Consider the following 13,450-nt stretch of genomic DNA (forward strand, 5'->3'; position numbering starts at 1 on the left):
CCATGTGGTTTAGTAAAGTTTCTACGCGCATCCGGTGTCGTTTATCCTCCTCTGTTTTGTGTACAAGAAGGATAACCGGATGCGCCTTTCTTAATCAACTACCACCCACAGATTCTCGTGAAGTGCCACTTTATGCTATGATCTCTGCCCATTTTCCTCTCTCATGGCAGCATGAAAAAAGCGGGTGAGAAATGGATCAGGCGACACACAACAAAATCGTTTCCTTCATCTGGGGCATCGCGGACGACGTGCTCCGCGATCTCTTCAAGCGCGGCAAGTACCCGGATGTGATCCTGCCCATGTGCGTCCTGCGCCGTATGGACGCCGTCCTCGAACCGACAAAGCATGCCGTTCTGGACACCAAGGCCATGCTCGACAAGGCGGGCATCACCGAGCAGCGCGCCGCCCTCTGCCAAGCCGCCGACCAGGCCTTTTACAACACCTCCAAGTTCACCCTGCGTGATCTCCAGTCGCGCGGCAGCCAGCAGCAGCTTCTCGCCGACTTCACCGACTACCTGAACGGCTTCTCGCAGAACGTCCAGGACATCCTCGAAAACTTCAAGTTCCGCAACCAGCTCTCCACGCTCTCCAAAGCCGACGCGCTGGGCACGCTCATCAACAAGTTCCTCGACCCCGACATCAATCTCAGCCCCAACCCCGTCCTGAACGCCGACGGCTCCCAGCGCCATCCCGGCCTCGACAACCACGCCATGGGGACCGTCTTCGAGGAGCTTGTCCGCAAGTTCAATGAGGAGAACAACGAGGAGGCCGGCGAGCACTGGACGCCACGCGACGCGGTCCGCCTCATGGCCAACCTCATCTTCCTGCCCGTCTCCGACAAGATCAAGCCCGGCTCCTACACCCTCTATGACTGCGCCTGCGGCACCGGCGGCATGCTCACCGTCGCGGAGGAGACGCTCAAACGCCTCACCGCCACACGCAGCCGCAACGTCAAAACCCACCTTTACGGCCAGGAGATCAACCCCGAGACCTACGCCATCTGCAAGGCCGACATGCTCCTCAAAGGCGAGGGCCAGAACGCCGACAACATCGTCGGTGGCGCCGAATGGTCCACCCTCTGCAACGACGCCTTTCCCGCCAAGTGTTTCGACTTCATGCTCGCCAATCCGCCCTACGGCAAGAGCTGGAAGAAGGATCTCGACCTCATGGGCGGCAAGGACGGCATGCGCGACCCCCGCTTCCGGGTCATGCACAACGGCGAGGAACTCTCCTTCGTCACCCGCTCCAGCGACGGCCAGATGCTCTTCCTCGCCAACATGGCCTCCAAGATGGATCACACCTCCGCCCTCGGCTCCCGCATCGCCGAGGTCCACAACGGCTCCTCGCTCTTCACCGGCGACGCCGGCCAGGGCGAGAGCAATATCCGCCGCTGGCTCATCGAGAACGACTGGCTGGAGGCCATTGTCGCCCTCCCGCTCAACCTTTTCTACAACACCGGCATCGCCACTTACGTCTGGGTGCTCTCCAGCCGCAAGCCCGACCATCGCCGCGGCAAGGTCCAGCTCATCGACGCCTCCCAATGGTTCAAGCCCCTGCGCAAGAATCTCGGCAAGAAAAACTGCGAGCTTTCCGAGGACGACATCGCCCGCATCTGCGACGCCTACCTCTCCTTCACCGAATCCCCGCAATCCAAGATCTTCCCCAACGCCGCCTTCGGTTACTGGAAGGTCACCGTCGAGCGCCCTCTCCGCCTCCACAGCCGGCTGACCCTCAAAGCCGTCGACGCCCTCCGTTTCGCCTCCGGCGACGAGGCGCTCCGCGCCGAACTCTATGACCGCTTCGGCGACGCCCTCTGCATCGCGTTCGCCACCATCCGCCCGGAGGTCGAAAAGATGCTTGCCGACTGGTCCGATCCCGCCGAGGAGCCCGACCCGTCCGAGGATGCGGAACCGGCTCCCAAGAAAGGCCTCCCCGGCGGCCTGCCCGCTGAAGCCACCGCGAAAGCGGGCATCGAAGCCTTCATCCGCCGCGAGGTCCTGCCCTACACCCCCGACGCGTGGATCAAACCCGACTCCGCCAAGGTCGGCTACGAAATCTCCTTCACCCGCCACTTCTACAAGCCCCAACCCCTGCGCACCCTCGCCGAGATCCGCGCCGACATCCTCGCCGTGCAGCAGGAGTCCGAGGGCCTGCTGGACGGGTTGCTGAAGGGAGGGCCGCGATGACCAGGAAACCGACGCCTTCCCGCCGCACGCGCAAGCCACCCGCGCTGCAGAGCAAAAACAATCGGGTATCGAGGTGTGGCACTGGAAATGACGTTCCGCCGGTGGTCAATGAAGCCGCGCTCCTCACGGATCTGAGAGCGCTGATCCAGTCCGCACGCCAGCGGATCGCCACGGTCGTTTGTGCTACCCAGACCCTGCTTTGCTGGTACATGGGACGGAGGCTCTTGCACGAAAATCTTCAGGGCGGACGCGCCGCCTATGGAAAGCAGATTCTCGTGACCGTGTCACGAGAATTGATGGTGGAGTACGGGCGCGGCTTCAGCTATGCCGAGATTGCCCGCATGATCCAGTTTGCACAGTTGTTCCCCGATGAGGCGATTGTTGTAACGCTGTCGCAACAATTGAGCTGGTCTCATTTTCATGCTTTGCTACCCATCAAGGATCCGCTCGCCCGCGACTTTTACGCCGAGATGTGCCGCATCGAACGTTGGGACGTGCGCACGCTCCGGCAGAAGATCGGCGGCATGCTGTACCAGCGAACGGCACTGTCCAAGAAACCGGAAGCCATGATCGCGGGGGAGATCGCCAAACTACGGAACGGGCAGATGAGCCCCGATCTCGTTTTCCGCGACCCCTACCTGCTCGACCTGCTGGGTCTCACGGGGACCTACAGCGAGCGCGACCTTGAAACCGCCATTCTGCGCGAGATCGAGGGCGTCCTGCTGGAGTTGGGCACGGGCTTCGCCTTCGTTGCGCGGCAGAAGCGCATGAGCATAGGCAAGGACGACTTTCATCTCGACCTGCTCTTCTACCACCGTCATCTGCGCCGGCTGATCGCCGTCGAACTGAAGTTGGAATCCTTCCAGCCCGCGCATGTCGGTCAGATGGAGCTGTACCTGCGCTGGCTGGATAAATACGAGCGCGCCCCCGGCGAAGACGCCCCGATCGGGCTGATCCTGTGCTCCGGTGCCGACGCCGAGCAAGTGGAACTGCTCGAACTCGACGCCAAATCCATTCGCGTTGCCGAGTACCTGACCGAACTGCCGCCGCTGTCCCTGCTGCGCCGTCGACTGCACCAGGCAATCATGCATGCGCAGGAACAGGCCGTCAGACGGCTGCCGGCCGTCGGAGGCCAGGCGTGACCGACTCCCTCCAGCCCTATCCCGCGTACAAGGACTCCGGCCAACCCTGGCTCGGTTCAGTTCCGCGCCATTGGCCGGTGCTGCCAAACCGTGCTATCTTCGACGAAGTGAAAGACCGCGAGCATCCCGATGAGGAGATGCTTTCAGTCACAATCACCCGCGGCATCGTCAGCCAAGAAACGCTCCTTGCCGACAGTTCAAAGAAAGACAGCTCCAACCTCAACAAGTCGGCCTACAAACTCGTCCAGCCCCGCGACATCGCCTACAACAAAATGCGCGCATGGCAGGGTGCGATTGCCGCATCCGACCTTCGCGGCATCATCAGTCCCGCCTACGTCGTTATGCGCCTTCGCGAAGACGCAAACGTGCCGCGCTACTTCCATCATCTTTATCGTACCCCGCTCTTTGCGAAAGAGGCTGAACGCTGGTCTTATGGGATCACGTCCGACATGTGGAGCCTCCGGCCAGAGCATTTCAAGGTGATCTACACGCCCCTCCCCCCGCCCTACGACCCAGCCGCCATCGTGCGTTTCCTCGACCACGCCCACGGCCGCATCGACCGGGCGATCCGCGCCAAGCGCAAGATCATCGCGCTGCTCAACGAGCAGAAGCAGGCCATCATCCACCGCGCCGTCACCCGCGGCCTCGATCCCAACGTCTCCCTCAAACCCTCCGGCATCCCGTGGCTCGGCGACATCCCGGCGCATTGGGAGGTGCGGCGCTTGCGATTCTGTATTCGAGGAAAATTGACATACGGTGCCAACGCAGCTGCTGAATTTGACAATCCAATCTGGCCACGTTACCTGCGTATCACGGACTTCAACGGAGACGGCAGCCTTCGTCCTGACACATTCCGTTCTCTGCCGCCAGAGGTGGCTAAGGATTACCTCGTGGAGGACGGTGACATCCTGTTCGCGCGCAGTGGAGCAACAGTCGGAAAAGCTTTCTTAGTTCGCACGAATACCGTAGAAGCTTGTTACGCTGGCTACCTCATTCGCGCTCGACCGAACACGAGTATAGTCATACCGGAATATCTATTCTCTTTCACGCAGAGTACCGCTTTCCTCCGCTGGAAGGACTCAATCTTCATTAAAGCGACAATTCAAAATATCGGCGCGGACAAATATGCAAACCTTGCAGTACCGACTCCTTCAATAGATGAACAACAGGCCGTTTTAGCCTATATTGAAACAGCAATTGCTCCGTTGCGCACCGCCATCACCAACCTCCAACGCGCGATGGCCCTGCTCCGCGAATACCGCACCCGCCTGTCCGCCGACGTGGTGACCGGCAAGCTCGACGTCCGCGCCGCCGCCGCATCCCTGCCCGCAACCGAGCCCGTTGCGTCCGTTCTGTCCGTCTCCCCCGATGAACCCGATGCCGCCGACGATCCCGCCCTCGAACCCGAGGAGGCCGAAGCATGAGCGCCCGTTTTGGAGTGCGGCGGCAAGCGGTATCCCGCGCGACGCCGCTTTTCGTTTCCAATACCCCCGCCGCACGATATTCCCGATTTGGGAATTCAGTATTGACAGGATAACCCAAACAGGGAATAATATGCGCGTCATTGCTCGTAAGACTCTCAGCGATTACTGGACGACGCAGCCTACCACTGAACAGGAGCTGAAGGCGTGGTTCAAGGAAGCTGAGCACGCTACGTGGCAGACGCCAGCAGACGTTAAGGCCAAGTATGGGAACGCCAGCATCCTCAAAAAAGGGCGAGTCGTGTTCAATATCTGCGGCAACAAGTACCGGTTGGTCGTTTGGATCAACTACAGCTTCCAGATACTGTATATCCGGTTTGTGGGGACGCACGAAGAGTACGACAACATCGACGCACAGGTGATCTGATGCAAGCAAGACTGATCAAGACGGCAGAGCACTACGAAGCCGCCATGAAGCGCATCGAAGCGCTTTTCGACGCGACGCCTGGCACGCCAGAAGGTGACGAGCTTGACTTGCTCGCCACCCTCGTCGCGCTGTACGAAAAGCAAACCTTCCCGATTGACCTGCCCAATCCCATCTCTGCCATCCGCTTTCGCATGGAACAGCAGGGGCTTAAGAATAAGGACATGATCCCTTATCTCGGCAGCCCGAGCAAGGTCTCGGAGGTGCTCTCGGGCCAGAGGAATCTGAGTCTCACGATGATCCGGAACCTGGTAAACGGGCTCGGCATTCCTGCCGAAGTTCTTTTGAAGGAACCCGGAGCAAAGCTCAAGGCAGAAGAGGAAGTCCAGGCATTCAAACGTTTCCCGCTCGCCATAATGGTCAAGCGCGGCTGGTTCCCAGGCTTCAACGGGACGCTGGCCGAAGCCAAACACCAGATTGAGGATCTTGCCGCCGCGTTTGTCGGTCTGCTCGGGCCAGCCACACTGGGCCTCGCACTCAACCGCCAGAATGTCCGCTCAGGCAAGAAGTGTGATGAACAGGCTCTTGCGGCTTGGCGTATCCGCGTCATGGCCCTCGCCCAGAACGAAGCCTTGCCTCCATACGCGAAGGGCACGCTGAATCACGCCTTCCTCACAGAACTGGCACGCCTCAGCTATCTGGAGGAAGGCCCCAAGCTCGCCAAGGAGTTTCTCAACAAGAGCGGCATCCACCTCGTTATTGAACGGCATCTGCCCAAGACCTACCTCGACGGCGCTGCCATGAAACTGCCAGACGGCTCTCCAGTCATCGCACTTTCGCTCCGCTTTGACCGTCTCGACAACTTTTGGTTCACCCTCTTCCACGAGCTGGCCCACGTCGTGCTACATCTAGACAAAGACGGCATTGAGATCTTCTTCGACGACCTGCAAGAAAAGGGCAAGTGTCTGTGTGAGACAGAGGCTGACGCCTTCGCAGCCAACGCACTCATTCCCGACTCCAAATGGCAGGCATCGAAACTCACGCCGAGATCAAGGCCCTGCGATGTCACTCGTTTCGCAGCATCTCTCCGCATAAACCCCGCCATTCCTGCAGGTCGAATCCAGTTTGAAGCGCACGACTACAGACTTTTCCCAAGCTTGATTGGCACAGGCAGAGTTCGCCGATTGCTTGAAAAGAGTTCTGATTAGCGAGGGCAGGTAATCGTCATGAACCCTACCGACACCACCGAAAAAGGTCTCGAATCCCTCATCATGCGCCACCTCACCGGCACGGAGGGCCTTGAGACGGGCTCGTGGGACGGTGCCGCCATCGCCGACCCGTCGGCCGCCCCCGCCGCCCCCGCGCCGGCCGGCAGCGGCTGGTTCGCCGGCGTCCCCGGCTCCTACGACCGCGCCCACGCGCTCGACGTCTCCCCCCTGTTCTGCTTCCTCGCCGACACCCAGCCCGCCGCCCTGAAGCAGTTGGGCATCACCGACTACGGCAACGCCAAGGACATCAAGCGGCTCAAAATTCTCGCCCGCCTCTCCTCGGAGATCGGCAAACACGGCGTGATCCACGTCCTGCGCAAGGGGATCAAACACGAGTCCCTCGACTTCACCCTCTTCTACGGCACGCCCTCGCCCGGCAACGCCGCCGCCGCCGCGCTTTACGCCAAGAACCGCTTCTCCGTCACACGCCAACTCCGCTACAGCCTCGACGAGACCCGCCGCGCCCTCGACCTCTGCCTCTTCATCAACGGCCTCCCCGTCGCCACCTTTGAACTGAAGAACAAACTCACCAAGCAGACCGCCGCTGACGCCGAGGAGCAGTACAAACGCGACCGCGACCCGCGCGAAAGGCTCTTCGAGTTCGGCCGCTGTGTGGTCCACTTCGCCATGGACGACTCCGAGGTCCGCATGTGTACCCATCTCAAGGGTAAGGCATCCTGGTTCCTCCCCTTCAACAAGGGCTGTAACGACGGCGCGGGCAACCCGCCCAACCCCGCCGGCCTCAAGACCGACTACCTCTGGACAGAGATGCTTGCCCCGCGAAGCCTCACCGATATTCTTGAGAATTACGCCCAGATCGTTGAGATCAAGAACCCCAAGACGCACAAGTCCACGCGCGTCCAGATTTTCCCCCGCTACCACCAGCTCGGCGTCGTGCGCAAGGCGCTTGCCGATGTCGCCGCCTGCGGCGCCGGCAAACGCTATCTCATCCAGCACTCCGCCGGCAGCGGCAAATCGAACTCCATCGCCTGGCTGGCGCATCAGTTGATCGCCCTCCGTCCCGCCGGATCCGCCCTCTTCGACTCCGTAGTCGTGGTCACCGACCGCAAGATCCTGGACGAGCAGATCCAGAAGACCGTCAAACAGTTCATGCAGGTGAGCGCGACCGTGGGGCACGCCCACCATTCCGGCGACCTGCGAGCCTTCATCGAGAGCGGCAAGAAGATCATCATCACCACCGTCCAGAAGTTCCCCTTCATTCTCGACGAGATCGCCGTGTCCGGCAACAAGACCTTTGCCATCGTCATCGACGAGGCCCACTCCAGCCAGGGAGGCAAGACCTCCTCGGCCATGAGCAAAGCGCTCGGTTCGAAAGACGACGAGGAGGAGGACGCCGAAGACAAGGTCAACGCCGCCCTCGAATCGCGCATGGCCGCGCGCAAGATGCTGACCAACGCCAGCTACTTCGCCTTTACCGCCACGCCCAAGAACAAGACCCTCGAAATGTTCGGCGATGCCCTGCCGGCCGACGCCGAGGGCAAGGTCAGGCACCGCCCCTTCCACAGCTACACCATGAAGCAGGCCATTGACGAGGGATTCATCCTCGACGTGCTTGCCAACTACACGCCCGTCCACACCTACTGCAAACTCGTCAGGAAGGTCGAAGAGGACCCCGAGTTCGACACCCGCAAGGCCCTCAAGAAGCTCCGCAAGTACGTCGAGGGCCACGATCACGCCGTCCGCCTCAAAGCCGAAATCATGGTAGATCACTTCCTCTCCGGCGGCGTCGGCAAGATCAACGGCCATGCCCGCGCCATGGTCGTCTGCAACCGCATCGCGCAGGCCATCCAGTATTTCCGTGCCTTCGAAGCCTACCTTGTCGAACGCAAGAGCCCCTACAAGGCGATCGTCGCGTTCTCCGGCGAGCATGAGTTCGCCGGCGCACAGGTCTCCGAAGCGTCGCTCAACGGCTTCCCCTCCAATGACATCGCAGGCACGTTTCAGGAAGAGCCCTACCGCTTCCTGATCTGCGCCGACAAGTTCCAGACCGGGTATGACGAACCCCTGCTGCAAACCATGTACGTTGACAAGCCCCTCTCGGGCATCAAGGCCGTCCAGACGCTTTCGCGCCTGAACCGCTCCTGCCCGGGGAAGCGGGACGTCTTCGTGCTCGATTTCCAGAATAACTCCGAAACGATCACCTGCGCTTTTGCCGACTACTATCGCACTACGCTTCTCAGCGAAGAGACCGATCCCAACAAACTCCACGATCTCAAAGCGGCCCTGGATGCCGAACAGGTCTACTCGCCGCAGCAGGTTGACACCCTTTGCGAGCGCTTTCTCACCGGCGCGCCCCGCGAGACCCTGGACCCGATACTCGACGCGTGCGCTCTCATCTACATCGAGTCCCTCGACACCGACGCCAAGATCCGCTTCAAAGGCGGCGCCACACGATTCGTCCGCACCTACGAGTTTCTGGCGTCTCTGCTTCCCTATACGAATTGCGAATGGGAGAAGCTCTCCATCTTCCTGACCCTCCTGCTCCCCAAGCTTCCGCCACCGCCCGACGACGGCTTATCCGACGCCATCATCCAGGCGGTCGACATGGACAGCTACCGCGTGGAGAAGAAAGACGCGCTCAAGATCCCGCTTCCCGACGCCGATGCGGAGATCGCGCCGATTCCCGTGGATAAGGTCGGCCATAAGCCCGAGGCCGATCTTGCCACACTCACACAGATCCTCGACACCTTCAACGCCCAGTACGGCACGCTGTTCTCCGACAGCGACCGCGTGATCCGTCGGTTCAAAGAAGACATTGCGCCGAAAGTCGCCGCTGATCCGGCCTATCAGAACGCCAGGGCCAACACCCCCTCCACCGCCCGCATCGAATACGAGAAGGCCCTTGAGAAGGTCATGCTCACCCTTCTGCGCGACGACACCCAGGTCTACAAGCAGTTCGTCGAAAACGACGCCTTCAAGCGTTCGGTCTCCGACATGATCTACGCCCTCACCCAGGCCGTTTCGTCATCGGCGGCGTAATCCCGTCCGCATCCGCCCGTCTGCCCTGGGGCCGGATTTGCCCGGCCGTTCACAGCAGCGCGCCGATGTCGGTGGCGGCGATCGTCACGGCGCCGATGCGCCGGGCCTGTCCGCAGAGGGCGTTGTCGTTGCTGGCGAGAATCACGGGAATCTCGGCGTCGACGCCGCGCAGGAATCGGATGTCGTCGAGCAGGACGGCGTCAGCCCGGTGTTCGCCGACGCCACCGGAGTAGGAGACCCGGACGTTCGGGGCTGGGGTTTCCTCGCTGGAGACGGGGCCGTCGAACACGATCCAGACGCGGCAGGAGGGGTGGGGGCCGACCACGCGGACGAGGTCCGCGATCATCCGCGATCGCTTCTCGCGGTCCGGGACAGCCGCGCCCGAGGGCGGCATGTAGCGCCCCTGGAGGGCGAAGAGCAGGTTGTGTCCGTCGATCAGGAGGATGGCCTTGCCGCGGCCGGTGAGGGCGCGCCGGAGCGCCAGGACGGGCTCGGGCGCCTTTCCCTCCGGCATCTCGCCGCGAGAGAGCAGGGCCGCCTGACGGCGGTTGATCGCGGCGTCGATCCGGTTGATCGCGCCTGGTTCGAGCACAGCGAACGGGGTGAGCCGTTCGGTCAGCGAACGGATGGCGTAGAGGGCGTTGCCATCGGCGGTGTGGAGGCGGGCGGTGAGGGTCTCTTCCAGCGGGGAGACAGGCTCATCGATCCTGAGGATGGCGCGGATGCGCTGGATCTCGTCATCGAGTGCTCGGACCGCAGCGGGGAGTTCGGGAGTCTGCACCAGCGCGTGGGCGAGCGCGTCGCGGGCGCGGGCGCGGGCGGCATCGAGGGCGTCGAGCCGCGCGAGAAGGGTGGCTCGGTTGCCGGAATGGCGGTCGGCGGCGGCCTGTCTGCGGAGGGCGTGTTCGACCTGTTCAAGCGCATCGCGGTGTCTCATCACGTCGGTGGCAGCCGCGGCCTCCACGGTGCGCGCATGGGCGATCCAGCCCGCGAATTCGCTGGCCAGCCGGCTGTCGAGCGCGGCGCGCAGACGCTCCTCGCGTTGCGTCCGTTCGCGGCCCAGTTCGGCCTCCAGCTCGCTGCGCTGACGGATCACCTGTCGTTTCTCGGCGGTTTCCGCATCTAGCCGGGCGGCCAGATCGTCCCGTTCGGCGGTGAGGGCGTCGGCGAGTTTCTGAAGCCGGACCGCGCGCGCGGCAGAATCCTTGAGCGCGCGAAGCTGGACGCGGAGGTCTCGGAGTTGGTCGTTCAGATGCGCCTTCTCGTCCTGCCACGCCTCGCGGGTAAGAGTGAGGGTGAAGGGCGGCGCCGTTCCAGCGACGCCGCAGGCGTCCAGCAGTCGGCCGAAGACATCCCGCAGACGCGCAGTGGCGGCGGCGGGATCGACCGGGGCGAACGGCGGATTCGCGCGCAGCCAGCGGGCGGCGGCCTCGCGGACGGTTTCCCGCTCATCGAGTTGAAGCGCCAGGAGGATGCGGGCGGGGCCGAAGAGCGCGGCGAGGTCATGGCGCAGGTCGGCGATGGCGGATTCGGAAAGGTCGGCGATCAGGGTGCGGTTGAGCGAACCGTGCGCCAGCAGCCGCCGCAGCGCGTCCGAGAGTCCGTCGGTCGCCGCCGCCAGAACGCGGAGGCGCGTTCGGATGAGCGCGGTGTTTCCGGGGCGGAATCCGCCCGACGTGAAGGCCGGATCGGTCGCGGCAAAGGCCGAAACTGCGTCATCCGAAAGGGCGTCAATCACCCGGTCGCGTTCAGCCGAGAGGGCGTCGGCAAGCGTTGGCGCGGTGTCGGACATGCCGGGTGCGGGGTTTAGGCGGCCGCAATCGCGCGGCGTAGCCAGGGGAGGTACTGCTTGGTGTAGACCACAATGGAGGCAAAGTTGACGAGGATGGCGAAGGCCTCCAGAGTGTAAATCAACGGGCGGGGAAGCCAGAACGGGTGACAGGCCAGATAAACGTAAATGATGCACCCAATGGGAAAGCTGATGGCGGTGCGGAGCTTGCCCATCCAATTGGCTCGGACGTCGGCGCCGTAGGCCGAACCGACGGAGCGGAGGAAGGTCACCCACTGATCGCGCAAAATGTAGAGGACCGTGAAGACAAGCATGACGACGGCGTGGACCGATTCGGCAGGCTGCTGCCGGGCAAGCAGGTAGAGCAGGGTCGGGAACACGACGAGGTAGAAGACCTTGTCCATGAGCGGATCCGCCATCGCGCCGAACGCGCTCACCACCCGCCAGCGGCGTGCGAGCAGGCCGTCAAACAGATCGGTGACTGCGGCGATGACGAGGCAGGCCGTCGCGATCACGGCCAGTGCCAGAGAGGGCCGGAACGCCTCGACGAGCGCGAGCGCCATGAACAGAAAGACAAAAGGAACACGCGCGAACGTGATTGCGGTGACAATGAACAAGGCATTTAGACGTGGCGTCATGGTAGCGAAATCCCTTTCACGGGGACACTATACACCAAAGCGGAATCTTTGTCAGCCGGAGAGTCAGGGCATTGCAACTTCTGAGCGCATCCTGGTCCTTCTTCCTCCTCCGCCCTCGCTCACGCCGAGAGCCCCGCCAGCCAGCCGCTGGCGAATGCCCAGGTGAGGTTGTAGCCGCCGCACGGGCCATCGAGATCGACCAGTTCGCCGGCGCAGAAGAGGCCGGGAACCCGCCTGCACGCCAGGGTCCGGGGATCCAGATCATCGAGCGCCACCCCGCCGCGCGTCACCATCGCGCGGTTCCAGCCATCGGTCGCCGTGACCGTCAGCGCGGCGCCGCCGCAGCACGCGGCCAGCGCCTCCAGCCGCTTGCGTCCCGCCTGAGCCAGCGGCACATTCATCAGGCCGGACTGCGCACACAGGGCTTCGGCCAGCGCGCGAGGCATCTCGCCGGAGAGGACGTTGTGGCAGGCCCGTCGCCCCAGCCGGGCACCCCATTCATCAAAGCGGCGCCTCCAGGCAACCGCGTCGCGATCCGCGTGCGCGGCCACGAGCAGCACCACGCCCGGGGCGCCGCAGTCCAGCCGCGCCGAGACCTCTCTGGACAGGTTGAGCACGGGCGGGCCGCTGATCCCGCGGTGGGTGAACAGCAGCGGCCCGACGCGCCCCGCCTTGTCCTCGCCCTTCCCGGCGAGGCGGATACGCGCCCGTTCCAGAACGATTCCACTCAGCGCGTGCGGCCAGGTTTCGGCGGTCACCAGCGGCACCAGTGCCGGGACCGGGCCGACCACCGTGAGGCCCGCCTCGCGCGCGAGGGCCAGGCCGCTGCCATCCGACCCCAGGGCGGGGTAGGCGCATCCGCCGGCGGCGAGCACCACGGCGTGAGCGCGGGTCGGCCGTCCCGCCGCGATCACGCCCGTGATCCTTCCCCCGGGCGCCTGAGTCAGCCGCTCGACCCGTTCGCCGCAGACCAGACGTGCGCCGACCCGTTCCGCCGCCAGCCGGAGCGCCGCCAGCACGTCCGCCGCCCGCTGGCTCCGGGGGAAGACACAGGCGTCGTCCGCCTGCACGACCGTCGGCACCCCCTCGCGGAGGAAGAACGCGCGGATCGCCTCCGGTCCGAGGACCGCCAGCGCGGGGACGATGAACCGGCCGCAGCGGCCGAACGCCACCGGCCAGGTTTCCGGATGGGTCGCCGTGGTGAGGTTGCATCGTCCGCCGCCGCTGGCCAGCAGCTTCCGCCCCGGATCAGCCAGCCGTTCAAACACCGTCACGCGTCGGCCGCGTCGGCCGGCCGCAATTGCCGCCATCAGCCCGGCGGGTCCGCCTCCAACCACAGCCACGTCGGTTTCGCCATCCATTCAAAGCCCCGCTCTCCGTATGCCGAGATACATCTGCAGACCCTAGACGCCAAGACGGTATCGCATCAGGAATCGCGTGTCAATACGGGCGCTCATCCTGCGCAGCTCCGTTACGCGCTCCTTGACAATCGGGGTGTAAAACAAGGATACTTCCATCCGTCGAAAGGGTGTTGGGGCGGACGCGCGCCGGCGAGCTTGCGTGGCGAGGCGGCGGACTTTTG

General features: G+C 63.3%; 9 protein-coding genes. 6 read left to right on the plus strand and 3 right to left on the minus strand.

Annotated features, from left to right (window positions below; genetic code table 11):
- Window positions 1-191 precede the first annotated feature (191 nt).
- The 6 genes from FJ222_03535 (at window position 192) to FJ222_03560 (ending at window position 9,441) form a co-directional block, all read left to right on the plus strand.
- The gene (locus FJ222_03535) at window positions 192-2,186 is read left to right on the plus strand and encodes an SAM-dependent DNA methyltransferase (protein ID MBM4163498.1); all 1,995 of its coding nucleotides are present in this window, start codon (window positions 192-194) and stop codon (window positions 2,184-2,186) included.
- Window positions 2,183-3,328: a DUF1016 domain-containing protein gene (locus FJ222_03540; protein MBM4163499.1), complete on the plus strand. Its 1,146-nt coding sequence runs from the start codon at window positions 2,183-2,185 to the stop codon at window positions 3,326-3,328. Before FJ222_03535 ends, FJ222_03540 begins: the two co-directional genes overlap by 4 nt.
- Complete coding sequence (locus FJ222_03545; protein ID MBM4163500.1) at window positions 3,325-4,752, plus strand: hypothetical protein; 1,428 nt, start codon at window positions 3,325-3,327, stop codon at window positions 4,750-4,752. Before FJ222_03540 ends, FJ222_03545 begins: the two co-directional genes overlap by 4 nt.
- A 130-nt stretch (window positions 4,753-4,882) precedes the next feature.
- The gene (locus FJ222_03550) at window positions 4,883-5,176 is read left to right on the plus strand and encodes a type II toxin-antitoxin system HigB family toxin (GenBank protein ID MBM4163501.1); all 294 of its coding nucleotides are present in this window, start codon (window positions 4,883-4,885) and stop codon (window positions 5,174-5,176) included.
- Window positions 5,173-6,381, plus strand: a complete 1,209-nt coding sequence (locus FJ222_03555; GenBank protein MBM4163502.1) for an ImmA/IrrE family metallo-endopeptidase — start codon at window positions 5,173-5,175, stop codon at window positions 6,379-6,381. Before FJ222_03550 ends, FJ222_03555 begins: the two co-directional genes overlap by 4 nt.
- A gap of 18 nt (window positions 6,382-6,399) precedes the next feature.
- Window positions 6,400-9,441 carry a type I restriction endonuclease subunit R gene (locus FJ222_03560; GenBank protein ID MBM4163503.1) on the plus strand — a complete coding sequence of 1,014 codons (3,042 nt, stop codon included), beginning with the start codon at window positions 6,400-6,402 and terminating at the stop codon, window positions 9,439-9,441.
- Between the two features lie 49 nt (window positions 9,442-9,490).
- Here FJ222_03560 and FJ222_03565 read toward each other — a convergent pair whose 3' ends face one another.
- The 3 genes from FJ222_03565 to FJ222_03575 all read right to left on the minus strand — a co-directional run bounded on the left by FJ222_03565 (window position 9,491) and on the right by FJ222_03575 (window position 13,229).
- Complete coding sequence (locus FJ222_03565) at window positions 9,491-11,233, minus strand: hypothetical protein (GenBank protein ID MBM4163504.1); 1,743 nt, start codon at window positions 11,231-11,233, stop codon at window positions 9,491-9,493.
- Window positions 11,234-11,247: 14 nt separating this feature from the next.
- Window positions 11,248-11,868, minus strand: coding sequence for a hypothetical protein (locus FJ222_03570; GenBank protein ID MBM4163505.1), 621 nt, complete (start codon window positions 11,866-11,868; stop codon window positions 11,248-11,250).
- A 119-nt stretch (window positions 11,869-11,987) separates the two neighbouring features.
- Window positions 11,988-13,229, minus strand: a complete 1,242-nt coding sequence (locus FJ222_03575; protein ID MBM4163506.1) for an aminoacetone oxidase family FAD-binding enzyme — start codon at window positions 13,227-13,229, stop codon at window positions 11,988-11,990.
- Window positions 13,230-13,450: the final 221 nt, after the last annotated feature.

Source organism: Lentisphaerota bacterium (assembly GCA_016873675.1).
Classification (GTDB): Bacteria; Verrucomicrobiota; Kiritimatiellia; order RFP12; family JAAYNR01; genus VGWG01.

Bases quoted from the DNA above. Each gene is read 5' to 3' on its own strand.
- FJ222_03570 (MBM4163505.1), bottom strand. From the start codon at position 11,868: ATGACGCCACGTCTAAATGCCTTGTTCATTGTCACCGCAATCACGTTC.
- FJ222_03560 (MBM4163503.1), top strand. From the start codon at position 6,400: ATGAACCCTACCGACACCACCGAAAAAGGTCTCGAATCCCTCATCATG.
- FJ222_03575 (MBM4163506.1), bottom strand. From the start codon at position 13,229: ATGGATGGCGAAACCGACGTGGCTGTGGTTGGAGGCGGACCCGCCGGG.
- FJ222_03565 (MBM4163504.1), bottom strand. From the start codon at position 11,233: ATGTCCGACACCGCGCCAACGCTTGCCGACGCCCTCTCGGCTGAACGC.
- FJ222_03550 (MBM4163501.1), top strand. From the start codon at position 4,883: ATGCGCGTCATTGCTCGTAAGACTCTCAGCGATTACTGGACGACGCAG.
- FJ222_03540 (MBM4163499.1), top strand. From the start codon at position 2,183: ATGACCAGGAAACCGACGCCTTCCCGCCGCACGCGCAAGCCACCCGCG.
- FJ222_03535 (MBM4163498.1), top strand. From the start codon at position 192: ATGGATCAGGCGACACACAACAAAATCGTTTCCTTCATCTGGGGCATC.